Source organism: Flavobacterium sp. ABG, from assembly GCF_001027725.1.
Taxonomy (GTDB): domain Bacteria; phylum Bacteroidota; class Bacteroidia; order Flavobacteriales; family Flavobacteriaceae; genus Flavobacterium; species Flavobacterium cupriresistens.
In genome coordinates, this window is sequence record NZ_LEKS01000002.1 from 32,554 (window position 1) to 55,574 (window position 23,021).

Here is a 23,021-nt window from a genome sequence, read left to right on the forward strand (position 1 = left end):
CTTTTCTTTTTTTTGAAAATTTTATTTAAAAGAATTGTGTTTTAACAACTAATTGTTTAAAGTTGCAGAATATTTATTCAAAAGGATAAATACCATTAATCTTTTAAAAATAAAGTTGAACGAAATCCGAAAATTAAAATTCGATATTAAACTTCAAAATCATGTTTGGTTTTGGGGAAGCTATTTTACTCTTAATTTTTTAAGATGGGGTGCTTATTTCAATGATTATCCTTATTCATTCAAATCGAATCTTATTGAGTTCTCCTTACACATTCCTCTGGTTTATTTTAATCTGTTTGTTTTAGTGCCGAGATTTGTATTAAAACAGAAATACATTCAATTCACCTTATCCTTAATAGTAAGTCTTCTCGGAATTTATTTAATAAAAACTGCCCTTACCTATTATATTATATCTGAAAATATCTGGCCGGAAGCCAACCGCGAGTACCATCCTTTTGACATCAATCACATTCTGGCAGTTTGTATTGGCGAATTGTATGTCGTGGCCATGGCTTCTTCTGTCTATCTTACTTTGACCTGGTTGCGAGAGCGGGAAAGAAACCGCTCATTGAGAGAAAATCAATTCAAAATCAAGTTAAAATACCTTGAAAACCAGATCCAGCCTCATTTTTTCTTTAACACCTTAAATAATTTATACGCCTTATCCTTAGAATCCTCCGACAAAGTTCCGGATGTAATTATCAAATTGTCTCATTTGATGGAATATGTATTGTACGATGTAAAAGGAACCAAATCTGTTCCACTAATAAAGGAAATAGACTATATTCAAAATTATATTGAAATCGAAAAGCTACGTTTTGAGAATGTAGAAGTCACCATAAATCTGGAATCTAACATAGAAGATATTATAGTCCCGCCGTTAATATTTATTTCGTTGGTAGAAAACGCCTTTAAACATGGTGGTTTAAACAATCGCAACTTAAAAATAAAGATCAACTGCAAAGTTATTGATGGCAAAAAGTTAGATTTTGAAATCTTAAATAATTTTGTAATTTCACAAAATCTAAATTCAAAAGGTGGAATTGGATTAACAAATACCAAAAAGAGATTAAAATTAATTTATAAAAACGATTTTAGTCTAACACATGCAACTAAACTGAATTACTATATAATCCGTTTGCAAATACCTATTCATAATGAAAATTAAATGCGTGTTGATTGATGATGAACCATTAGCAATCAAAGTGCTGCAAAATTATTTCGCTAATTTTACAGACTTTGAAGTTATCGGTACATTCACTAACTCTTTGGAAGCACTGGATTTTATAAACAGCACTTCTGTTGACGCTATCTTTTTGGATATCAACATGCCAATGATGACCGGTTTTGAATTAATCAGTCTGCTTGAAAATAAAACCAAGGTCATTATTACCACTGCCTTTAGAGAATTTGCTGCCGAAAGTTATGATCTTGATGTATTAGATTATTTAGTAAAACCAATTCCATTACCCCGCTTCATAAAATGCATTAACAAAATCACAACCGAATACAATTTAAAAAACAATATTAAAGTAGAAACCACCAAAGGGGACTCTCATATTTTTATTAAAGTCGATAAAAAAATGATGAAAATTAATATTGAGGAAATTTTATTTGTAGAAGGCATGAAAGAATACATCAAAGTAGTCACTCCCGATAAAACCTATATCACACATAAATCTTTGACTTCTTTATCTGAAGAATTACCTTCCGATCGCTTTCTACGCATTCATAAATCGTATGTTATTGCTTTGAATAAAGTAAAATCTATTGAAGGAAATCGCATTCAGATCCAATCCTACACCATTCCAATTGGCCGAAACTATAGTAAAGAGGTTAAAAACAAGATTTTAGAATAAAAATAGTCTTAGAAAGGTCATTTTTCAAAAACATAAAAATTAACACTTTGTTGAAAAAATAGTGTTGTTGGTTTAAATTTAACATTATTTGTGTCATTTTATTTTTTTTTGATTTACTTAACAAATATATTTACGGTCTTCAAAAAACATAAATAAAAAAATTAACCTTTACTACTATTATGAGTTCAGAAAATGTACAAACCAAATGGGGGCAATTTATCTCTCTGATAATCGTCTTCTTTTTTTGGGGTTTTGTCGGATCAGCAAATGACATCCTCATCCCAGTATTCAAAAAAGTATTTACCTTATCACAAGTTCAATCACAATTAGTGGCTTGGGCATTTTATGCTGCCTATTTTGTAGGATCAATGATTTTCTTTTTAATCTCTTTAAAATCAGATGTTTTACAAAAATTTGGCTATAAAAAAACACTTTCTGCAGGATTAATTCTTTCGGCAGTGGGTTCTTTTTTATTCGTTCCGGCGGCCACAATGGAAAGTTTCCCTTTCTTCTTAACTGCTTTGTTTACGGTAGGTTTAGGTTTTTCTATTCAACAAATTGTAGCAAACCCATTGGCAATTAAAATGGGAAGCCCGACAACCGGAGCACACCGTTTGACTCTGGCTGGAGGCGTAAACTCTTTCGGAACCACTATTGGCGCGATTCTATTAGGAATTGCTCTTTTTGGAATGGGAGACAACAAAAAAACAAACCTTTCTCTAGAAGATATCAAATTACCTTTTATCATACTAGGACTTGCTTTTATTATAGTGGCTATTTTCATGTATTTCTCTAAAATCGAAGATCCGGCAAAAGCAAATGAAGAAGAGGCTAAAATCGAACATAAACATGCTTCATTCAGCATTTTAGACTACCCTCAATTGTATTTAGGAATGTTGGGTATCTTTATTTACGTTGGTACTGAAGTTACGATCATTAGTAACCTTCCGGCACTTTTACACACCCATGAGTTTGGTAACATACTGGAAGATGCCATTTCTCCTTTTATCGCACTTTATTGGGGTAGTTTAATGATTGGTCGTTGGAATGGTGGAGTTAATGTTTTCAACACCTCAAATCTTATAAACACCGCTCTTAAATTTATCGTTCCTGCTTTGGCTTTTGGTGTAATTATCGGAGCGAATGTATTTGCTGCACATGATGTTTCTTCTTTCTACATCTACCCTCTTTGGATTTTACTATTCATCGCCGTAAGTTTTGTAGGTGGTAAAAACGCAGGTAAAACATTAATGCTTTTCGGACTGTCAGGTATCGCAATGATGTTTGCGGGATTAGTTTGCCCGGATACCGATATTGCTAAATTTTTCTTTATCTCGGGTGGATTGTTCTTATCTATCATGTGGCCGTCTATTTTCGATTTAGCGATTGCAGGTTTAGGAAAAAACACAGGAAAAGCATCCTCTTTCTTAATCATGATGATTTTGGGTGGTGGGGTAATTCCATTGATACAAGGAAGCATCTGTGATTTAGACTTAACAAATCCAAATGGAATATTCGGAATTACATACACACACTTCTCTTATATCGTACCACTACTTGGTTTTGCTTACTTAGCATTTTATGGTTTCTATTGCCCTAAAATACTAAAAAGACAAGGTGTTAGTCATGTGGCAAGTGAAGGAGGAGGTCATTAAGGTCTTCTGAAAATCACATAAAAAAAGTCCCGTTTTACAAAATGTAAAACGGGACTTTTTTTATGAAACAGCTACATTATTTCGCCGCTATAATATTACTCAGATTCTTTTTAAAAACTGCCTTGCTTTTATCTGACAAAGTATAAACCACATCTTTGTCCGCATGAACAATAACCTTGACAATATCAAGCGCTAAAAGCCCTTTAGGATCTTTTATCTTTAGCGTACAAGCACCATCAAAAAAGCCATCATCTTCGATCACTTTTTTTGCTTGCATTACAGTTCCATCGCTTAATACTGCCGAAATAGTCATTTCCTTATTTAATGTTTTCGAATAAAAGCCATCCATCACCAACATCAGGCGATAGGAGTTTTTCATTTCCGGGCCTTTAAATTCGTGGCGTGTAATATTGTAGCGCAACCCTTTTGCCAGCATCTGAAACTTTTCAGAACAATCCAGTTCAAACGTTGCTACATCACCCGCATCGTTTACACTTGTCAATACTTTAGCCTGCGCATTTATTTGCGAACTTGCTATTAAAAACACTAAAACTGCCATTAATTTTTTCATAAATAGATATTTTAAGGTAGCTAAATATAAAAAAAATCGCTGTCTTTCTAATGAAAAACAGCGATTTATAACTATTATTTAGTAAAAAACTATTTATTACCTTTCTCAAAATCAGCAACAAACTGTGCCAATCCAATGTCAGTTAATGGGTGTTTTAATAAACCGTAAATTGCAGAAAGTGGTCCTGTCATAACGTCTGCACCGATTTTAGCACAGTTTACAATATGCATTGTGTGACGTACCGAAGCCGCTAAAATCTGAGTCTCATACCCGTAGTTATCATAGATTTCTCTAATCTCTTCAATAAGATTCAAACCATCTGTAGAAACATCATCTAAACGACCAATAAACGGAGATACATAAGTTGCTCCCGCTTTTGCAGCCAATAAAGCCTGACCAGCAGAAAACACCAAAGTAACATTTGTTTTAATTCCTTTATCAGAGAAATATTTGGCAGCCATAACACCTTCTTTTGTCATTGGCAATTTTACTACGATCTGATCGTGTAATTCAGCCAACTCCTCACCTTCTTTAACCATTCCGTCAAAATCAAGTGCATTTACTTCAGCACTTACATCCCCTTCAACAAGGTTACAGATGTCAACGTAATGTTTCAAAATATTGTTTTTTCCGGTAATACCTTCTTTCGCCATCAATGACGGATTTGTAGTTACACCATCTAAAACTCCTAAAGCCTGCGCTTCTTTAATCTGAGCTAAATTAGCTGTATCGATAAAAAATTTCATATTTATTTAAATTTAATTGTGTTCGTTATGTGGGATAGTCCCATTAAAAAATATATTCCGGAAATCCTCAATTGGCTCCTTATAGAAATCGAATCAGCCAATCTGATCCTACTTGCAACAGAATCTTCCTTCATGCAAAATATCAAAAAACTACAACATAAAATTGCAGATTACAACCATCAGAAGACAGCGTTTGACAATTCTTATAATTGCTTGGTAAAAGTAAAGGTTTAAATTTTTAATTCAAAATAAAAGCAGCTTTGTAAAGACTTCACAAGACAACAGAATACAACTAATCTTAATAATTCTATCTTTACAACTAAAAACTACTTCCGGAAGAAACAGCATATGGACAGAACTGAAAAAAAAGACATCTCACTTATTAAAAATGAAGGGCTAAACAAAACGCAATTACTTCAAAAATTAAAAGAAGAACAAATCGGACTTAACGAATATGCCTATACGTTATTTAATAGTGACTTATTTCAGCCATCACTTTTGAGTTCTGAAGTCAATTTAATAGAATTATCAATGTCTGAGATCGGTCTTAAAAACGGAGGGAATTTTGAAGACATAAAAAAACACCTAAAAGCACTCAACTTATCCCATTGCCCCTTAGAAATAGCCATTTATGTTAGACTAAAATTCAAGGATCAATTAGAATCTGACGAAAAAAAATCCAACAAAACCCCACCCGGATCCATAACCTTTTTCTCAAAACCATTAAGTGAAGAGGACGATTTTCCAAAAGGTTTTTACATAAAAAACACCAATGGCACACTTTGGCTAAGGGGATACATTTGTTCAGAAGATTATATTTGGGAACCCAATGATCGTATGATTTTTAAAGTGAATAAAAAATAATTCGTTGTCATAGTAAAAATTTGAAAAGACAATACATAGATTTATGAAACAAACTAATACACTCCAAATGCCTTCCTTTACATTCGAAAACAACCTATTAAGACTCAAAGTTAAAAAATCGCCATTCGTCATTAGAGCAATATTATTTATAGTTGCTTTTGCCTCATTCATTTTTCCAACAACAGGCATGGTGATTTCAATTACCTCCGGCCACGGCTTACATTTTGGTTTTCTAATAGGAATCGGAATATTTTCTCTTTTAGGATTTTATCTACTACGAATTGCACTATGGAATACTTATGGAGAAGAACTTATACTATTCTCTAAAGAAGAAATCATTTACGAAGCAAATTATGGCTGGTTTAAAGATGCCCGAACAATAATTGAAAATAAAAATATCAATTACGTCATTTCTCCAATTGGTTACGAAGAAGACAACGAAGGAGTGTTACTTATAGACAATCAAAAAAATCAAATAGAATGTGCTGTTAAAATGCCGCTACAACAAATTGAAGAATTGATTATACTTTGCAAAAACAAAGTAAATGCATAAACCAAAAACTCCCGAAGATCTCGAAAACGAAATATATAGTTCGGTTAACAAACTATCTCAAATTGGCAATTTAAGAGTTAGACAACTAATCAAAGTCATATCAGATACAAACGATGAGATAATCATTGAGGGAATATTAAAAGTCTTTGAAGGCAAAAACAACAGAACTACCATTTACGAAGATCAAAAGAATGCCGGGTTGATACTTAAAACATTAAATCCAAAAACTAAAATGAGTGCAGAATCAATACTGCACCGAGTTCTTGAGAACTGGAATAAAAGTGTTGAAGAACTCCCGTTTTGGCTTAGAGAAAATTATGGTAATGAGACTTTAAAAAGAACAATCATAGCAATCGAAAATCAGAAACTATCAACAATAGAAGAGGATAAATTACAAACACTTAAATGGTGGCTGGGAATAAAAATATAGTTTAGTTTATTGCTCTGTAATTTTTATATTCCAGTTTATCTTCCATTAAATCTAATTTTAAGCTAGAATTAAATACCTTAAAAACCAAATCTGACAGGTTTTAAAAACCTGTCAGATTTAATTCACGAGTTTTCTACTTCTCTACAACTTATAATGATTCATCAACATCTTCTCATAAACCGTATCGGGAAGAATTCGTTTTAATACAATTGAAAATTTCTGCATAAAAACTACTTTTAAAAACTAGGGACTTTCACATTCGTAAAGTGTTATATTTGGTAAAGGGAGTAATCAACACATACACCTTCACCAAGAGACATAACACATAGCCTGAACTATTATATAAAACCCGGTATTGGAGTAAATTATGGAGTCACCAAAAACAAAAAGACTATTTGAAATTATAACTATGAAATATAAAATTATTATCGCGTGTATGTGTTTGTTTTCATGCGGCCCTACTTATGATTGTGATGCTTCAGCAGAAGATTTAAAGAGAGATGAATGTCTTTTGATTGTTAAAAAATTAACAGATAAATATAGCCGATTTGATTACAAAGGTATTAATCCATTCACTAAAAAAGAATGTGACTGTAATTCCGAGACGAGTGACAGATGGTGGGTGAATTATAAAGAACATATTAAAATTGGTGATACTCTTATTAAACAGAAAGGAGAACTTGTTTTCAGTATTCATAAAAAAGATACAATTCTAAGATTTAATTTTGAATGTGATGGTAAAATTTATAAATAATTTTGAATAGGCTAATTAAGCTATCAAGACAAAGACAACAACGGCGCTGTAAATACTGCCGAAATTGTTCAGGAGAGCAATTATTATGCTTTTGGATTGACTCAAAAAGGGTACAACGGTATCGTAAATGGGACAGATAATAAATATAAGTACAACGGAAAAGAACTGCAGGATGATGATGTTGCGGGTAATAAATTAAACTTCTATGACTATGGGGCAAGGAACTATGATCCTGCACTTGGTCGTTGGATGAATATTGATCCATTGGCAGAAATGTCAAGAAGATATACACCATACGCTTATGCTTTGAATAATCCAGTTTATTTTATTGATCCCGATGGAATGAAAGCCAAAGAAGCATACGTTCATAACAGTGGCAATATAAATGGTAGACATCAAATGTGGTCAGATAGGAATCCAGACGGAACCCCACCAGGTGAAAAAGCTATGCTCTCATTTTACAAATTAAAAGCGACTAGCTATATAAGAGGAACAAAAAATGGGGCTTTAGTAATGGCTCCAAATGGCAAATATTATAATGTTAAATCAAAAGTTAATGCATATACCTATTCAAATGGAGAAATTATAAATGATCAACAGAAAGCTAAAGGAGTTTGGAGTATTTCAACTAAGCAAGGTCAATTGCTATGGAATAATCCAGCAGGGAAATATGTATTGAATACCTCAGATAGAGGCGGCGCAGAAAATTCATTCCCAGGATTAGGTAAAGTTGGTACTACTTATGCAGGAGGTGATAATCCCAAAAATGCAATTACTGGGGATGATGATTATTCTCAGCCACCACAGAATATTGCAGATTTTGCTGGATTAGTTCACGATAAGGAGTTTGATAAAGGAGGTTTAAAAGGATTAGATGGCACACTTTCTAAAGAATCATCAGCCGCAAATGAACATTTAATCTCTCTTACAACTCAAATTATTAGTATGTATAATCGAAAAATAATTGATCCGTTTACAGGCGCACCAGTATCAAAGGCAACAATGCAAATTGCTGTAAATATGATTACAGCATTTAATATAATTGAAGCATCAAAATAATGAAAAAAATAATTTTAATATTTTCAATACTATTTTTATTCAGTTGTGAAAATAAAACAGCTGGAACTCTAGGTAGAGGCAATAAATATCTATTTAGTTGTAGTGCAAAGAATTTAAACTTATGTTTAGATAATTTTTCTAAAACGACAAAACAATTAAAAGTTCCTAACAAATGGAAAAGATATGATAATTGGAAAGAAAAAGGGTATAATTTTCTCGATGGAAAAATCTTCTATTTTAAAAATGATGATAAATCTATCGAAGAGATGTATTATGTGTCAATCATTGACGCCTATCCGAAAAATAACCATGAATCGAATGTCGCTATTAGAGCAGTCTTTAGATTCATAGAAAACAAACCTAGATGGCTATACTTTGATGATTTGGATGAAAAGGAGTCTGAAAAAATCGAAGATAGATTTCAAAAATTAGTACTAAATAAAATGACTAATAACCTATGTAATTGCAGAAATTATAAAATTATAACCCGATAGGTACTGCTTAAGAATTATTGGGTAATGTATCAATTGCGCAGTTTTGTTTTTATAAACTAAAAGGCATTGATAATCAATCTTTATTAAATATATTTTAATTTAAAGGAATGAGCATTGTATTCACCCCCAACTCTCCTAAGAATTCTTATAAATAGCTAAAAATGTCTCCTGACTTCGCACCAGCAACGACAAACACACAGAAATAAAAACAAGAAAGCCCAAGTAGATCTACTCGGGCTTTTGTATGTTTTATAATAAAATAAGCCCCCCTTTCACTAAAGTATACTAAAAGTCTTCGAAGGCAAAAATAACAAGATTACTATCTATGAAGATCAAAAAAATACCGGGTTGATACTTAGAACATTACATCCAAAAACTAAGGCACCTGCAAGAATTAAATACCTTAAAAAACCAAAGCTGACTGGTTTTAAAAACCTGTCAGCTTTAATTCACGAGATTTTTACATCCCTACAACTTATAATGATTCATCAACATCCTCTCATAAACCGTATCGGGAAGAATTCGTTTTAGTACAATTGAAAATTTCTGCATAAAAACCCCCACTTTGTAGTGCACATTAGGCTTTTTAGTCAGTATGATTTTGTAAATAGCTTCCGCCATTTCGTTAGGGTTACTTCCTGCATCAACATGTTCATTCATCGTTGAAAGCGTTTCACCATAGACTTTTTCATAGGCAGATCCCTTAATTACAGGTGCATGATAACGACCGGCAGCAATATTAGTCGCAAAATCACCCGGTGCCACATTCGTGATGTTGATACCAAACGATTTCACTTCCATACGCAAGGCCTCCGTGATAAGCTCCAACGCCCCTTTTGAGGCCGAATAAACGCTTCTGTAAGGCAAACCCATATAACCGGCAATCGAAGTAATATTAATTATCAAACCTGCCTTTTGTTCCCTCATTTGGGGTAAAACAGCTTTCATGACCTCAATAGGTCCAAAAAAATTAGTTTCGAAATTGTTCTTAATTTCTTCCATCGGAATTTCTTCTAAAGGTCCCGTAATTCCAACTCCTGCATTATTAATTACAACATCCAAACGGCCGGTTGTCGCAATAATACTGCTTACCGCATTCTTTATCGACGTCACATCCCGAACATCTAAAGCTACAAGTGGAAAAACAGAATTTACTACTTTTTCTGGATTTCGACTGGTTCCGTACACTATAAAACCTTTGTGGTGTAAAAATTCACCAATAGATTTTCCAATTCCTGATGATCCTCCGGTAATTAAAACGACTTTACTCATTGCTTTTTTTGTGAAATGTTTATTTGTGAAATGTAAGATGTTGGTTGTGAAATGTTAACTGCGAGATGTGAAATGTTAATTGTAATATGTTAATCGTAAAATATTGTAGGCTTTCTAAGTTAAATGATATTCATTAATCCTTCTGCATCTTGTGAACACATTTTACTTATCACATATTACATTTCCCAGTTCCCTAAGGTCCAAAAATAAAAAAATCCTCCATAAGGAAGACTACTTTTGTATTAATTCTAAAAAAGAAAGGCGATAAAATAAAAAATGGCAAGCGACCTACATCGCACCGCTCAACCACGTACCCTTGCTATGTTCCCATCCTGGGGGAGTCTGCAGGAGCTGGTCGTGTAGGACTTGCCGGTGCAAATATACAATCTTTTTATATTTTTGCAAGAGTTTTGTTGCTATAAAATTATCGTTGTATATTGGCTTATTCAAATTTTAAACTATGAAAAAACATAACTTCCTAGCTGTCATTTTATTAGGAATTACATTAATTGGATGTAACGGGATAAAAAAAGATGAAAATTCTTTATTTACTATTGATGATGCTGCTTTTCCAGCCCATTTTACGTCAAAAGAAGCGGTTTCGATTGCTATTTTAAACCCAAATTTAAAAAAAATCGATAGCATTGTTTACTTTGTAAACGACAAAAAAGTGGGTAACACTAAAAGTGCTGAAAAATTCAAATTTGAATTAAAAGATCAAAAATTAGGGTACCAATACTTAAAAGCTACCATTTATTTTGGCGGAGATTCTTCGGACGCTACTAAAAGAATTGAAATAGTTTCTAATGTTGAACCAAAAGCACTAAACTATAAGATCATAAACACCTATCCGCACGATACTGCTGCCTTTACTGAAGGCCTAGAGTTTCATGATGGTACTTTATACGAAAGCACCGGACAAAAAGGAGACTCTTATTTTAGAGCGCTGGATTATAAAACCGGAAAAGTAATCAAACAAATTGCTCTTCCTAGTGAGTATTTTGGAGAAGGAATTACTTTCATTAACGGGAAATTGTTTCAATTGACCTGGCAGGAAAAAACCGGTTTCATTTATGATGCTAAAACTTTAAAACTGGAGAAAACTTTTGAATTCGACAAAGAAATTGAAGGCTGGGGAATGACAAATGACGGAAAATACATTTATCAATCGGATGGAACGGAGAAAATCTGGAAGATGGATCCTATTACTCAAAAAATGATCGACTATATTAATGTATACTCCGGAACTTCAAAAATCAAAGCTATTAATGAATTGGAATTAATCAACGGAAAATTATATGCAAATATCTTCCTAAAAGATGCTATTGCTGTTGTAGACCCCGCAACTGGTGCAGTTGAAGGAATCCTGAACATGTCTGGTCTTCGTAAATTAGTGAACGTTAAAACAGATGATGTTTTAAACGGTATTGCCTACAACCCTGCAACAAAAACTATTTTTGTAACGGGTAAAAATTGGAACAAAATGTTCGAAATAACCGTTACTGAATAAAAACAGATGATAACACTAATTACCAACATAAAAGAGCTGCTTCAGGTTCGTGAAACTTCAATTACTAAAGTATCCGGAGCGGAGATGGCTGTTCTTCCCACAATCAAAAATGCCTTTTTGATTTTAGAATACGGTTTAATCACCGATTTCGGAGAAATGGAATTACTTCCTAAAATCAAAGCTGACAAAATTATTGACGCAACGGGACGCATCGTTTTACCTTCTTGGTGTGACAGCCACACCCATATTGTGTACGCAGGTAACCGCGAACAAGAGTTCGTAGACCGTATCAACGGGTTTTCTTATGAAGAAATCGCAAATCGTGGTGGCGGAATTTTAAATTCAGCTAAAAAACTCAACGAAACTTCAGAAGACGAGATCTACAATCAATCTAAAGTTCGCTTAGAAGAAGTAATGCATTTGGGAACCGGAGCCGTAGAAATCAAATCGGGTTACGGTCTAACTATTGAAGGCGAATTAAAAATGCTTCGCGTTATTAAAAAACTGGCAGAAAATTATCCTATCACGATAAAATCGACTTTCTTAGGTGCTCATGCATTTCCATTACATTACAAAGAAAACAAAGCGGGTTATATTGAAGAGATCATAACGAAGATGCTACCGCAAATTGCACAAAACAAACTGGCCGATTATGTCGATGTTTTTTGCGAAACGGGTTATTTTTCTGTTGAAGAAACCGAAAAAATCATGGAAGCAGGAATACAACATGGTTTAATTCCGAAGATCCATGTGAATCAATTTAATTCGATAGGCGGAATTCAGGCCGGAATCAAATTTAAGGCTCTTTCAGTTGATCATCTTGAAATTATGAACCCGGAAGACATTGAGGCTTTAAAAGACACCGAAACAATGCCTGTAGCTTTGCCATCTTGTTCTTATTTCCTTAGCATCCCCTACACGCCGGCACGTGAAATGATAAAAGCAGGTTTACCGTTGGCTTTAGCTACCGATTTCAACCCGGGCTCTACTCCATCCGGAAACATGAATTTTGTTGTAGCTACAGCCTGCATCAAAATGAAAATGACTCCTGAAGAAGCCATCAATGCCGCTACGATAAACGGTGCTTACGCGATGGGACTTTCAGAAAGCCACGGAAGTATCACAAAAGGCAAGAAAGCCAATTTAATCCTCACAAAGCCTATTTCATCTTACTACCAGATTCCTTATGCTTTTGGAAGCAATTTGATCGAAAGTGTATTTCTGGATGGTAAAATTCTAGTTTAAAAAAAATCTTATCCATAAAAAAAGGTCTGTGAAATTTCACAGACCTTTTTTTTATTCAATAAACTGAATTGTCTTATCTCAAGCTAAAACTTGTTTTAGAAACCAATTCGTCATTATCAAAAACATTGATAAAGTAAGTTCCTTTTTCAAAATTCTTACCTGGCAAATCTTCAACAACATTTACCGATTTGTTTTCGTATTGAACTGTTGTTTTAAAACTGTAAGTCAATGATTTATCTCCAAAACTTTCTGTTTTTTTATCTCCTAAAACATTGTTTTTACTGTCAATAACCTGTACATAATACGTTTTATCTCCAGATTTAGCAATTTGATTCTCAGCAATAGTAAAACTTACTTTCAAAACATCTGCACGACTTGCTTTATCAGTTTCAATTTGTTTACCTGAGCTTCTCAATTTGTAAGCTGCCGTTTTTGTATTCAGAACTGATAATTTAGAACCTCTTTCAACTGTTTTAGACAGTTCTTCGTTCTGACCAACTAATACTTCATTGAATTTTTTTGATTCACCTAAAACTACAATAGTACTGTCTCTCTGAACTGTCAAAACACCATTTTGTTTTTTCAATTCATCGTTTTCAGCAACTAAAGTCTTCATTTTAGTCTGCATCCCCTGTACTTGATTTCTGTATTTAGATACATCTCCTTTAGATTTATTTAAATCATCCATCAAAGCTACTACTTTATCTCTTTCCTGAATTAATTCATCAGACATTGAAGTATTTTCCGCAATTGCAGCATCATAGGTTGCTTTCAATTCCTGTAAATCTTTCATAACAGATTCTTTCTCTGTTAAAGTGCTTGTAAGCTCCGTTTTAACCACCTCTGTATCAGAAGATAATTTAAAAATATACACTAAGCTACCTATCAGTAGGACTGCTAAAACTGCGATTACCGCCTTTAGACTTGAGTTGTTGTTCTTTGGGTTTTCCATATTTAATAATTTTCTTTAAAAACAAATTTAAGAATTAATATATCGTAATAACGTAAGTTAATACAATTATATTATTTTTGAACAATATTTTTTTTTATGGAGAAATTAATACCATTTACAATAAACGATTTAGCTAAAGTCACCAATCATAGAAGTGGCGAAATCAAATTTGGAGAAAAAATGATTATCATTCCTAAGGGAGCTGATAAAATTAATTTCCTAAAAGAGAGCGAGGCTAAGTATGTCCTTCTGGGAATCCCCGAAGATATCGGCATCCGTGCTAATTATGGCAGACCCGGTGCGGCATCGGCTTGGGAAAGTGCGATAAAAAGCATCGCCAATATTCAGCACAATCGTTTCGCAAAAGGCAGTCAGATTATTGTTTTGGGCCAAATCAATGTTACGGAGGAAATGCGTGACGTAGAACATCTGGATTTTAATGATATTGACGATCGTTCGAAATTAAGCCAGCTGGTAGAAAAAATTGATAAAGAAGTTTCTCACATCATCTTTAATATTGTTAAAGCCGGAAAAATACCTATTATCATTGGCGGAGGCCACAATAATGCCTACGGAAATATAAAGGGTTCTGCTCTAGCCAAAGGAAAACCGGTAAACGCGATTAATTTTGATGCGCACTCAGATTTTAGAATCCTGGAAGGGCGTCACAGCGGAAATGGATTCTCTTATGCTTATGAAGAAGGTTTCCTGAAAAAGTATTTTATTTTTGGATTACACGAGAATTACACTTCCAAAAGTGTCTTGGATATCATCAAAAAGATAGAAGACCGTGTGCGTTATAACACCTATGACAGTGTTAACATCCGAAAAGAAAAAGAGTTCTACAAAGAGATGATTTATGCTTTGGATTTTGTAAAATCGGATCCTTTTGGAATTGAAATTGATCTCGACGCCATCCCTAACATTGCCAGCAGTGCTATGACTATTAGTGGATTTTCGATAGAAGAATTGCGTCAGTTTATTTCCTTTTTCGGAGAACATAAAAACGCTACTTATTTGCATATCTGCGAAGGAGCACCGGACTTAGATCAATCTCCAAACAATCATTTAATTGGAAAATTAATCGGATACCTGATCACCGATTTCATCAAAGCCAACAACGAGAATATTTAATTTAAAAAGACCCGAGCAGCTGAAAATTAAACCATTTACCAAATAAAACCCGATTCAAATAAACGATTGACTGAATAAAGCTATCTTTGCACAGAATTTTAGTACTTAAAACTAAAATCTTAATACCTAAGATATGTTATTCGAAGATTTATCACTTTCAAAAAGTATACAAAAAGCCGTATTTGAAGAAGGCTACCTAAATCCTACTCCTATCCAGGAACAATCTATTCCGATTGTTTTGGCCGGAAGAGATTTGATTGGTTGTGCCCAAACCGGTACCGGAAAAACAGCTGCATTTGCTATTCCTATCATACATCAGTTACACCGAATTGTTGGTTCTTCTAAAAAAGCCAAACAAATTCGTGCGCTTATAGTTACTCCTACCCGTGAACTTGCGGTTCAGATTGGACAAAGTTTTGACACTTATGCAAAATATACCAATCTGACACAATTAACAATTTTTGGTGGAGTTTCACAAAATCCACAAGTGGATGCCTTAAAAAAAGGAATCGATATATTGGTTGCTACTCCGGGAAGATTATTGGATTTACAAAAACAAGGTTTTCTTGACTTAGACCATTTGCACACTTTGGTTTTGGATGAAGCGGATCAGATGTTGGATATGGGTTTTATTAACGATGTAAAAAAAATCGTAAAACTTACCCCTAAAAACCGTCAAACCTTATTATTTTCTGCTACGATGCCGATTGCCATTCGCGAATTGGCCGAAATGTTTTTACAAGATCCTGCAAAGGTTGAAGTTTCACCAGTTTCATCTACTGCTGAAAATGTAGAACAACGTATTTATTTTGTGGAGAAAACAGAGAAAAGAAATTTACTTTATCATTTAATAAAAAACGAAAATTTATCAAACGTATTGGTTTTTTCAAGAACCAAACACGGTGCTGATAATGTCGTAAAAGCATTACGCAAAAAAGAAATCCCTGCAGAAGCCATTCACGGAGATAAATCGCAGAATGCCAGACAACGTGTTTTGGATGCTTTTAAAAACAAAGAAGTGGGTGTTCTTGTTGCTACTGATATTGCTGCAAGAGGAATTGACATTGATCAATTACCATTCGTAATTAACTTTGATTTACCAAATATCCCTGAAACCTACGTACACCGAATTGGACGTACAGGGCGTGCAGGAAACGGCGGAATTGCCATCTCTTTTTGCAGTAAAGATGAAGAGCCTTATTGGAAAGACATCAAAAAACTGATAAAAGTAGATGTAAACATTGTTACCGATCATCCGTACCCTTGGCATTCAGGAACTCCGGACGCAACGGCAGAGAAACCTAAAAATTCAAACCGAAGCGGTGGTGCTCATAAATCAAGAAAGTCAAATGCTTCTAAACAAAATAAAAAGCGTTGGTATTAACAACCAACGCTTTTTGTTTCACTAACTAAGTAATTGATTATTTTGAACAATTTAACGGGTTCAAACGGCTTAATAATAATATCATTCATTCCCGAAGAAATTGCTTCGTCTGTTATTTCGTCTTTATCAAAAGCAGTCAGTGCTACAATAGGCGTTTTGATCCCCAATTGACGAATTCTTTTCGTAGTCTCAAAACCGTTCATTAACGGCATGTTAATATCCATCAAAATAAGGTCAAAATATTCGTTGTCCAGTATTTGAAGAGCCCCAAAACCATCATCAACTACTTTACAGATGTAATTATTCTTCTCAATAATTTTCTTTGTAACAAGTTGATTTATCGCATTATCCTCAACAACTAAAATTTTAAAAACTTCATTAGAGGTCAGGTCAACCTGAATTTCATCTATAATACGTTTCGTTTTCTCGGGATCGTATTCAAAAGGGATTGTAAAGGTAAATAAAGTCCCTTCGCCTATCTTACTTTTCAAATCGATCGTAGTATTAAAGAGCCCTAACAGTCTTTTTACAATACTCAACCCAAGTCCAGTACCTTGATAATCTTCATCCTTTCTTCCGACCTGAACAAACTTTTCGAAAATTTTCGTCTGATCTATTGCTGCAATTCCCACTCCGTTATCCTTTATTCGGAATTCTAAAAAGTGCATTTTTCCTTCTACTTTTACCAGATTGATTATAATTTCAACCTCCCCTTCTTTGGTAAATTTCAATGCGTTACTCACCAGATTCATCAGGATTTGTGCCAGCCTTAATTTATCACCAATCAAATACTCCGGAATAGCATCATCAATAATTGTAGAAATTTTATTGTTGTTCTTTTGTGATAAAAAAGAAAGCGAATTTTTGATCATCGCAATTTCATCAGAGATATTGAATGTTAAACTTTCCAATACCACTTTATTTTCTTCAATTTTATTAATCTGAAGAATATCATTTACCAATGACAACAAATATCTGGCAGAAAATTTTAATGAACTCAAATGCTGACTATTTGACAATTCTTTATGTTCCTCAAGTAACATATTGGTTATCCCCACAACACCATAGAGTGGAGTACGCAATTCGTGGCTTATAGTCGAAATAAATTGCGTTTTAAGTAGCGAGGCCTCCTCGGCTATTTCTTTTGCCTCTAAGAGCTCTAAATTGTGTTTCTTTTTAAATCTGATATTTTTAACCAGTGTAATGATTAACAACAAAAGAACAAAGGAAGTCATCACAAACAAAACCACAATAATTCTTGACTTTTTAAGACTTTGATATTGGGAATCTTTTTCAATCTCAATTTTATCTATTTGCCTTTTATACTCGTCTAATTCCAAATTAAAACCTGCTATAGAAGCACTTTTAATCTTTTCATCATTGTAAATCTGTTCTGTTATTTTATTGTATGCATCTAAATTAACATACGCTTCTTTATACCTGCCGTTTGCACTCAAAAATTTCGAGTATTCCAGATGTGCATTTGACAAATCTGTTTTTTCTATATAATTTCTTCCTAACCGTATCGCATTATTAAAATAGTCATCTGCTTTTTGAATGTCTCCCTGATGACTGCAGTACATTCCGTTTAACATATTTGTAATAACAATGGTATCATCAAACTGAAACTTCTTCTGATTCGCATTGATAAACTGCAAATAAGGATATCCATTCTTAAACTGACCCACATCAAAATACGACCACGCAATATTCACATAAGTAAAATAAATCTGCGTTGAATCCTTAATTTTTAAACTTAGTTCAATTGATTTTTTGTAAAATTCAACACCACGGCTATATTCTTTCTTTTCAAAACAATAGATATTACCCAGATTATTATACAACATATTCTTAAAGCTATCATTTTTAGCTTTGTAAGCATATAGCAGGCTTTTTTTATAAAAGAAAATCGCTTTATCAAGTTCTCCTAATTCATTGTAATTGGCTGCTATAATATTATAAGAACGGGCAATAAAATAATCGTTTTTGGTTTTCGTGGAATGATCCAGCGCAACTCTTGAATGAATTAATGATTTTTCAAAATTAGATTCTCTTAAATCAGACAGTGCTTCCAGTATAAGTTTATCAATCTGAACTGATGACAAATCGCTTTGCCCCAATGCATTGAATGAAAAAAAAATAAACACCAAAAAACATGATAAAAAGATTCGAAATCGAAACATAATTTGAAAATATTTATTCAAATATACATTATTAAAACAGAAAATAATATCTTGATTTTTACAACATTAATTTGGTCCGGAATGATCTTATTTCTTTCACTTTTTAAACTATCTACAATAGTATTTTTCAGTTTAAGGCCTCTTTTTTTCCATCTTTTAAAATCAAAAACAAATAAAGATCATACGAACAAAACCAAGGCTTTACGATATTTTAGCTAGCAAAAACACATTTTATTAAAAAATAATCAGTAATTTAAGATAATAAATGAAAAATAATTTTATCTTTAACAAACCTTACAAACACAAGCCCCAAGTGTTTTTATAAGATTGGGGCATTTAAAACCAAAAAAAACATGATAGAAAATTTTTTAAAACTGAACGAGATTGAAAAACTAAGTAAAGCAGAACAAAAAACAATTCTAGGCGGAGATATCCCAGATCCCGAAGAAGGCAGAAAAGGAAAAGTTGCTGCATAAGTTCTTCTAAGGTTTACTTTACGATATACCAACTTCAAAGAAAACCGGAGAAAACTAAAACATACAAAAAAAGCCGTAATAAGTGATTATTACGGCTTTTTAAATTATAACTATTTTCGTTTATTTTTTAATTCTCTAACGGAGTTTCAGCCTCTTTATCATTTTCCCATTTTCCAACCACTGATGTTGCCAAAGCATTCCCTAAAACATTAGTAGCACTTCTAAACATATCACAGAAGTGATCAATTGGCAATATTAACGCGATCCCTGCAGCAGGAATATCAAACATTCCACAAGTAGCTGCCACAACAACCAAACTTGCTCTTGGAACACCTGCAATACCCTTACTGGTTAACATTAAAACCAAAAGCATTACCATTTGAGTTCCTAAATCTAAAGGTATACCATAAGCTTGTGCGATAAAAATACTCGCAAATGTCATATACATCATACTTCCGTCAAGGTTAAACGAATAACCAAGTGGCAACATAAACGATACTACTTTATCTTTTACTCCAAAATTCTCTAATTCTTCTGTTAATTTAGGAAAAACTGCTTCACTACTAGTTGTTCCAAAAGCAATTACTAATGGCCCAATAATGCGTTTTAACAACTCGTTCATTCTTCCTTTTAAGAAAATATAACCCACAACAATCAATACAACCCATAAGGTGCTGATTCCAATTAAAAATGATCCGAAGAATTTGAAATAGAAAACAGCTAATTCTTGAAAATCTTTCACAGCAAAAACTCCCGCAATAGCTCCAAAAACTCCTATTGGCGCAAAGTTCATTACATAGTTAACCATTTTTAAAACAATATGAGAAATCTTATCCAAAGCGTTTACAACCGGCTTTACCGTATCTCCTAATGATGCAGCAGCCAAACCGAAGAAAATAGAAAAGATTACAATCTGTAAAATTTCATTGGTTGCCATTGCTTCCACAACACTTTTAGGAACGATATGTACGATAAAATTCTCAAAAGTAATCGATTGCGTTTTATCTGTTACCTCGTGAGCAGTTGCTAAATCAACATGTCCCAAATTCAAACCTAATCCAGGCTCTAAAAGATTCACATAAAACAATCCAATTAACAGAGAAATAAAAGAAGCTGTAAAAAACCAGCCTAAAGCTTTTCCTCCAATTCTTCCAACTGCCTTTATATCACCCAATTTAGCAATTCCAACCACAAGTGTTGTAAAAACTAAAGGAGAAATAATCATTTGCACCAAACGGATGAAAATGGTTGCAAGCATATTTATTTTTACACTAAATGATTTCGCAGCCTCAGGCGAAATATAATTGTGTAAAATAATCCCTAAAACTGCTCCAAGAATCATTGCAATTAAAATCTGCCCTGTTAATCCTGAAAGAAATGATTTTTTTTTGGTTTCTGTACTTTGCATTAATTTATTTTTTGTTTATAATTAAAACATAAGGCCCTCACTGCCTTACAATTTATTAATATGTTTTGTTGATTAAATAAAAATCAGCCAAAACAATCGCCGCCATTGCTTCCACAATTGGCACTGCGCGAGGTACTACACACGGATCATGACGTCCTTTTCCGGTCATTGGTGTAATGTTTCCTTTATTATCTAATGAGTCCTGAGTCTGCATGATAGTCGCAACAGGTTTGAAAGCTACTCTGAAGTAAATATCCATTCCGTTACTGATCCCACCTTGAATACCACCTGAACGATTTGTCTGAGTAGTTCCGTCAGGATTGTATAAATCGTTATGTGCACTACCTTTCATTTCTGATCCTGAAAAACCGCTTCCGTATTCAAAACCTTTTACAGCATTGATAGAAAGCATTGCTTTCCCTAATTCTGCGTGTAGTTTATCAAAAACAGGTTCTCCCAAACCAACTGGTACATTCTGAATTACGCAGGAAACAATACCTCCTACGGTATCTCCTTGCTTGCGAATATCACGAATGTATTCTTCCATTATTGCCGCTGCTTTTTCGTCAGGACAACGTACGGGATTGCTTTCTATTTTCGAAAAATCCAATTCCTGATAAGGAGTATCTAAGTGAATTGGCCCTACAGAAGAAACGTAAGCATTAATTTTAATTTCCGGCAACATTTGTTTTGCAATTGCTCCGGCTACTACCCTGCTAGCTGTTTCACGAGCAGAACTTCTTCCTCCTCCACGATAATCGCGAAAACCATACTTCTGATCGTATACGTAATCAGCATGGCTTGGTCTGTAGTTGTCTTTTATATGAGAGTAATCGTCTGATTTTTGGTTGGTGTTCGGAATAATAAAACCAATCGGAGTCCCGGTTGTTTTACCTTCAAATATTCCGGATAAAAACTGAACGCTATCCGGTTCTTTTCTTTGTGTTACGATTGCGGACTGTCCTGGTTTTCTGCGGGACATTTCAACTTCAATTGCTTCCAGATCAAGTTCTATTCCAGATGGACAACCGTCGATAATTCCACCTAAAGCTTCACCATGGGATTCCCCAAAAGTGGTAACTTTATATAAGGTGCCGTAGCTATTTCCTGCCATTGTAATTAGTTTTGAGCAAATGTAAGTTTTAAGAATTAAATTAAAAAATTTAAAATTGGTAATATTAAATAAAGACTAAGTTGTTTAAAAATCACAATTTGTTAAAATTGAGGTCGAATTGATAACCTTTCCATAAAACAAAATCGATTTGAGTTTGCTTCATTTGTAAAACTTCAAATCAAGAAAAATTGAAAAAAAGAAATGTTGAATTGGTCATTATTTCAGATGTCCACTTAGGAACATACGGTAGCCACGCCAAAGAACTAAACAACTATTTATCAAGCATAAAGCCCAAAATATTAGTCTTAAATGGTGACATTATAGACGCCTGGCAATTTAGAAAATCTTATTTTCCAAAAAATCATTTAAGGGTTATCCAAAGAATAATCGGAATGGCTTCTAAAGGCACTAAGGTGTATTACATTACCGGAAACCACGATGAAATTCTCAGAAAATTCAGCGACATGAACATGGGGAATTTTGCCTTGGTCGATAAATTAATTTTAGAACTTGACGGTAAAAAGGCCTGGATTTTCCATGGAGACGTTTTTGATGCTTCCGTACAACACTCTAAATGGATCGCAAAACTAGGTGGTTTAGGATATGATTACCTCATTCTCATGAACCGTTTTGTCAATTGGTTTTTATCTAAACTCGGAAAAGAACCTTATTCTTTTTCTAAAAAAATAAAAGCCAGTGTCAAAAAAGCAGTAAAATTTATTTCGGATTTCGAAACAACAGCCACCGATTTGGCCATCGAAAAAAAATACGATTATGTGATCTGCGGACATATTCACGAGCCCAAAATAATTGAAAAAGAAAACAAACACGGCTCTACTTTATACCTAAATTCCGGGGACTGGGTCGAAAATTTAACGGCTTTAGAATACCATAAAAAACGCTGGAAATTATTCTCCTACTCCGAAAGTAATTTTGCAGAAGAGGAAAACCTTTTTGAAATGGAAGACAACTTAAGCAATCATTTGATTACTTCAATTCTAAAAACCAAATAAACAGCCCTCCGGAAATATTTTTCTTATTATAAAGTGCAAAGCTTTAAAGCTGTAAAAGGACAAAGGTACAAAGGTGCAAAGCCCACCATAATGTCAGGCTGAGCGAAGTCGAAGCTCTTTTTTACCTAACCAGCCTTCGACTTCGCTCAGGGTGACAATAGTACAAAATAGAAAATCTATAAAGACAGCACTAACACTGACCAAAGTCTACTATTTAACTAGAAAAAAATTGCAAAGCTTTTTTCTAAGCCCTCAAACCTTTGCTCCTCTGCCTCTCTGAGCTTCAAAAAAAAAGCCCAAATGTGAATTATATAACAATTCGCAATAATCTTATACTTCTTAGCC

23 protein-coding genes, 1 other RNA gene and 1 pseudogene are annotated in these 23,021 nt (G+C 33.7%); 16 read left to right on the forward strand and 9 right to left on the reverse strand.

What is annotated here, in order from left to right; all coding sequences use genetic code 11:
* Positions 1-115: 115 nt before the first annotated feature.
* The 3 genes from AB674_RS01710 to AB674_RS01720 all read left to right on the forward strand — a co-directional run bounded on the left by AB674_RS01710 (position 116) and on the right by AB674_RS01720 (position 3,514).
* On the forward strand, positions 116-1,168 hold the full coding sequence (locus AB674_RS01710; RefSeq protein WP_047773746.1) for a sensor histidine kinase: 1,053 nt from the start codon (positions 116-118) through the stop codon (positions 1,166-1,168).
* Positions 1,158-1,859, forward strand: coding sequence for a LytR/AlgR family response regulator transcription factor (locus tag AB674_RS01715; RefSeq protein ID WP_047773330.1), 702 nt, complete (start codon positions 1,158-1,160; stop codon positions 1,857-1,859). Before AB674_RS01710 ends, AB674_RS01715 begins: the two co-directional genes overlap by 11 nt.
* A 179-nt stretch (positions 1,860-2,038) precedes the next feature.
* A complete protein-coding gene (locus AB674_RS01720) occupies positions 2,039-3,514 on the forward strand; it encodes an MFS transporter (protein ID WP_047773332.1) in 1,476 nt (491 codons plus the stop codon).
* A gap of 76 nt (positions 3,515-3,590) precedes the next feature.
* Here the strand turns inward: AB674_RS01720 and AB674_RS01725 are convergent, their stop codons facing one another.
* Together AB674_RS01725 and fsa are read right to left on the reverse strand one after the other, a co-directional pair.
* Positions 3,591-4,085: a hypothetical protein gene (locus AB674_RS01725; protein WP_047773335.1), complete on the reverse strand. Its 495-nt coding sequence runs from the start codon at positions 4,083-4,085 to the stop codon at positions 3,591-3,593.
* 89 nt (positions 4,086-4,174) lie between these two features.
* The gene (gene fsa, locus AB674_RS01730) at positions 4,175-4,831 is read right to left on the reverse strand and encodes a fructose-6-phosphate aldolase (RefSeq protein WP_047773337.1); all 657 of its coding nucleotides are present in this window, start codon (positions 4,829-4,831) and stop codon (positions 4,175-4,177) included.
* Positions 4,832-4,858: 27 nt separating this feature from the next.
* Here fsa and AB674_RS01735 point away from each other — a divergent pair, with 27 nt between their 5' ends.
* The 4 genes from AB674_RS01735 (at position 4,859) to AB674_RS01750 (ending at position 6,678) form a co-directional block, all read left to right on the forward strand.
* Positions 4,859-5,065, forward strand: coding sequence for a hypothetical protein (locus tag AB674_RS01735; RefSeq protein WP_047773339.1), 207 nt, complete (start codon positions 4,859-4,861; stop codon positions 5,063-5,065).
* Positions 5,066-5,179: 114 nt separating this feature from the next.
* On the forward strand, positions 5,180-5,695 hold the full coding sequence (locus AB674_RS01740; RefSeq protein WP_047773341.1) for a hypothetical protein: 516 nt from the start codon (positions 5,180-5,182) through the stop codon (positions 5,693-5,695).
* A 43-nt stretch (positions 5,696-5,738) separates the two neighbouring features.
* The gene (locus AB674_RS01745) at positions 5,739-6,248 is read left to right on the forward strand and encodes a hypothetical protein (protein ID WP_053004170.1); all 510 of its coding nucleotides are present in this window, start codon (positions 5,739-5,741) and stop codon (positions 6,246-6,248) included.
* Positions 6,241-6,678, forward strand: coding sequence for a hypothetical protein (locus AB674_RS01750; protein WP_047773344.1), 438 nt, complete (start codon positions 6,241-6,243; stop codon positions 6,676-6,678). Before AB674_RS01745 ends, AB674_RS01750 begins: the two co-directional genes overlap by 8 nt.
* A gap of 141 nt (positions 6,679-6,819) precedes the next feature.
* Here AB674_RS01750 and AB674_RS23015 read toward each other — a convergent pair.
* Positions 6,820-6,906: pseudogene (locus tag AB674_RS23015) on the reverse strand (short-chain dehydrogenase/reductase); the annotation flags it as partial.
* Between the two features lie 181 nt (positions 6,907-7,087).
* Here AB674_RS23015 and AB674_RS01755 point away from each other — a divergent pair.
* From AB674_RS01755 to AB674_RS01765, 3 genes are all read left to right on the forward strand, one after another.
* Positions 7,088-7,432 carry a hypothetical protein gene (locus tag AB674_RS01755; RefSeq protein WP_047773346.1) on the forward strand — a complete coding sequence of 115 codons (345 nt, stop codon included), beginning with the start codon at positions 7,088-7,090 and terminating at the stop codon, positions 7,430-7,432.
* Positions 7,433-7,495: 63 nt separating this feature from the next.
* The gene (locus AB674_RS21810; protein WP_082210576.1) at positions 7,496-8,491 is read left to right on the forward strand and encodes an RHS repeat-associated core domain-containing protein; all 996 of its coding nucleotides are present in this window, start codon (positions 7,496-7,498) and stop codon (positions 8,489-8,491) included.
* Positions 8,491-8,985 (forward strand): hypothetical protein, encoded by a 495-nt coding sequence (locus AB674_RS01765; protein ID WP_053004172.1) that lies wholly within the window; start codon positions 8,491-8,493, stop codon positions 8,983-8,985. Before AB674_RS21810 ends, AB674_RS01765 begins: the two co-directional genes overlap by 1 nt.
* A gap of 468 nt (positions 8,986-9,453) precedes the next feature.
* On the opposite strand, the gene AB674_RS01770 is transcribed toward AB674_RS01765, so the two are convergent.
* Both AB674_RS01770 and ffs read right to left on the reverse strand, forming a co-directional pair.
* The gene (locus AB674_RS01770; RefSeq protein ID WP_047773348.1) at positions 9,454-10,257 is read right to left on the reverse strand and encodes an SDR family oxidoreductase; all 804 of its coding nucleotides are present in this window, start codon (positions 10,255-10,257) and stop codon (positions 9,454-9,456) included.
* A gap of 274 nt (positions 10,258-10,531) precedes the next feature.
* An RNA gene (ffs, locus tag AB674_RS22080) (signal recognition particle sRNA small type) lies at positions 10,532-10,629 on the reverse strand.
* Between the two features lie 88 nt (positions 10,630-10,717).
* Here ffs and AB674_RS01775 point away from each other — a divergent pair.
* A complete protein-coding gene (locus tag AB674_RS01775; RefSeq protein WP_047773350.1) occupies positions 10,718-11,767 on the forward strand; it encodes a glutaminyl-peptide cyclotransferase in 1,050 nt (349 codons plus the stop codon).
* A gap of 6 nt (positions 11,768-11,773) precedes the next feature.
* Positions 11,774-13,012 (forward strand): imidazolonepropionase, encoded by a 1,239-nt coding sequence (gene hutI / locus AB674_RS01780; protein ID WP_047773351.1) that lies wholly within the window; start codon positions 11,774-11,776, stop codon positions 13,010-13,012.
* Between the two features lie 73 nt (positions 13,013-13,085).
* Here hutI and AB674_RS01785 read toward each other — a convergent pair whose 3' ends face one another.
* Positions 13,086-13,964, reverse strand: a complete 879-nt coding sequence (locus AB674_RS01785) for a hypothetical protein (RefSeq protein ID WP_047773353.1) — start codon at positions 13,962-13,964, stop codon at positions 13,086-13,088.
* Between the two features lie 96 nt (positions 13,965-14,060).
* Between AB674_RS01785 and AB674_RS01790 the strand changes: the two genes are divergently transcribed.
* On the forward strand, positions 14,061-15,098 hold the full coding sequence (locus AB674_RS01790) for a formimidoylglutamase (protein WP_047773355.1): 1,038 nt from the start codon (positions 14,061-14,063) through the stop codon (positions 15,096-15,098).
* Positions 15,099-15,231: 133 nt separating this feature from the next.
* The gene (locus AB674_RS01795) at positions 15,232-16,482 is read left to right on the forward strand and encodes a DEAD/DEAH box helicase (RefSeq protein WP_047773358.1); all 1,251 of its coding nucleotides are present in this window, start codon (positions 15,232-15,234) and stop codon (positions 16,480-16,482) included.
* Here AB674_RS01795 and AB674_RS01800 read toward each other — a convergent pair.
* The gene (locus tag AB674_RS01800) at positions 16,479-18,629 is read right to left on the reverse strand and encodes a response regulator (protein ID WP_240478056.1); all 2,151 of its coding nucleotides are present in this window, start codon (positions 18,627-18,629) and stop codon (positions 16,479-16,481) included. The genes AB674_RS01795 and AB674_RS01800 overlap by 4 nt on opposite strands.
* A gap of 389 nt (positions 18,630-19,018) precedes the next feature.
* On the opposite strand from AB674_RS01800, the gene AB674_RS23140 reads away from it, so the two are divergent.
* Positions 19,019-19,141: a hypothetical protein gene (locus AB674_RS23140; protein WP_262487182.1), complete on the forward strand. Its 123-nt coding sequence runs from the start codon at positions 19,019-19,021 to the stop codon at positions 19,139-19,141.
* A 127-nt stretch (positions 19,142-19,268) separates the two neighbouring features.
* Here the strand turns inward: AB674_RS23140 and AB674_RS01805 are convergent, their stop codons facing one another.
* Positions 19,269-20,549 (reverse strand): dicarboxylate/amino acid:cation symporter, encoded by a 1,281-nt coding sequence (locus tag AB674_RS01805; protein ID WP_047773362.1) that lies wholly within the window; start codon positions 20,547-20,549, stop codon positions 19,269-19,271.
* Between the two features lie 55 nt (positions 20,550-20,604).
* Positions 20,605-21,663: a chorismate synthase gene (gene aroC / locus AB674_RS01810; protein ID WP_047773363.1), complete on the reverse strand. Its 1,059-nt coding sequence runs from the start codon at positions 21,661-21,663 to the stop codon at positions 20,605-20,607.
* Positions 21,664-21,851: 188 nt separating this feature from the next.
* On the opposite strand from aroC, the gene AB674_RS01815 reads away from it, so the two are divergent.
* Positions 21,852-22,676, forward strand: a complete 825-nt coding sequence (locus AB674_RS01815; RefSeq protein ID WP_047773365.1) for a UDP-2,3-diacylglucosamine diphosphatase — start codon at positions 21,852-21,854, stop codon at positions 22,674-22,676.
* The last annotated feature ends 345 nt before the right edge of the window (positions 22,677-23,021 follow it).

What these genes read in the sequence shown, in the direction of transcription:
- AB674_RS01735 (WP_047773339.1), top strand. Translation starts at nt 4,859, where the DNA reads ATGTGGGATAGTCCCATTAAAAAATATATTCCGGAAATCCTCAATTGG.
- AB674_RS01775 (WP_047773350.1), top strand. Translation starts at nt 10,718, where the DNA reads ATGAAAAAACATAACTTCCTAGCTGTCATTTTATTAGGAATTACATTA.
- fsa (WP_047773337.1), bottom strand. Translation starts at nt 4,831, where the DNA reads ATGAAATTTTTTATCGATACAGCTAATTTAGCTCAGATTAAAGAAGCG.
- AB674_RS01755 (WP_047773346.1), top strand. Translation starts at nt 7,088, where the DNA reads ATGAAATATAAAATTATTATCGCGTGTATGTGTTTGTTTTCATGCGGC.
- AB674_RS01745 (WP_053004170.1), top strand. Translation starts at nt 5,739, where the DNA reads ATGAAACAAACTAATACACTCCAAATGCCTTCCTTTACATTCGAAAAC.
- AB674_RS01725 (WP_047773335.1), bottom strand. Translation starts at nt 4,085, where the DNA reads ATGAAAAAATTAATGGCAGTTTTAGTGTTTTTAATAGCAAGTTCGCAA.
- AB674_RS01765 (WP_053004172.1), top strand. Translation starts at nt 8,491, where the DNA reads ATGAAAAAAATAATTTTAATATTTTCAATACTATTTTTATTCAGTTGT.
- AB674_RS01720 (WP_047773332.1), top strand. Translation starts at nt 2,039, where the DNA reads ATGAGTTCAGAAAATGTACAAACCAAATGGGGGCAATTTATCTCTCTG.
- AB674_RS01790 (WP_047773355.1), top strand. Translation starts at nt 14,061, where the DNA reads ATGGAGAAATTAATACCATTTACAATAAACGATTTAGCTAAAGTCACC.
- AB674_RS01750 (WP_047773344.1), top strand. Translation starts at nt 6,241, where the DNA reads ATGCATAAACCAAAAACTCCCGAAGATCTCGAAAACGAAATATATAGT.
- hutI (WP_047773351.1), top strand. Translation starts at nt 11,774, where the DNA reads ATGATAACACTAATTACCAACATAAAAGAGCTGCTTCAGGTTCGTGAA.
- AB674_RS01770 (WP_047773348.1), bottom strand. Translation starts at nt 10,257, where the DNA reads ATGAGTAAAGTCGTTTTAATTACCGGAGGATCATCAGGAATTGGAAAA.
- AB674_RS01805 (WP_047773362.1), bottom strand. Translation starts at nt 20,549, where the DNA reads ATGCAAAGTACAGAAACCAAAAAAAAATCATTTCTTTCAGGATTAACA.
- AB674_RS01740 (WP_047773341.1), top strand. Translation starts at nt 5,180, where the DNA reads ATGGACAGAACTGAAAAAAAAGACATCTCACTTATTAAAAATGAAGGG.
- AB674_RS23140 (WP_262487182.1), top strand. Translation starts at nt 19,019, where the DNA reads ATGATAGAAAATTTTTTAAAACTGAACGAGATTGAAAAACTAAGTAAA.
- AB674_RS01715 (WP_047773330.1), top strand. Translation starts at nt 1,158, where the DNA reads ATGAAAATTAAATGCGTGTTGATTGATGATGAACCATTAGCAATCAAA.
- AB674_RS01795 (WP_047773358.1), top strand. Translation starts at nt 15,232, where the DNA reads ATGTTATTCGAAGATTTATCACTTTCAAAAAGTATACAAAAAGCCGTA.
- aroC (WP_047773363.1), bottom strand. Translation starts at nt 21,663, where the DNA reads ATGGCAGGAAATAGCTACGGCACCTTATATAAAGTTACCACTTTTGGG.
- AB674_RS01785 (WP_047773353.1), bottom strand. Translation starts at nt 13,964, where the DNA reads ATGGAAAACCCAAAGAACAACAACTCAAGTCTAAAGGCGGTAATCGCA.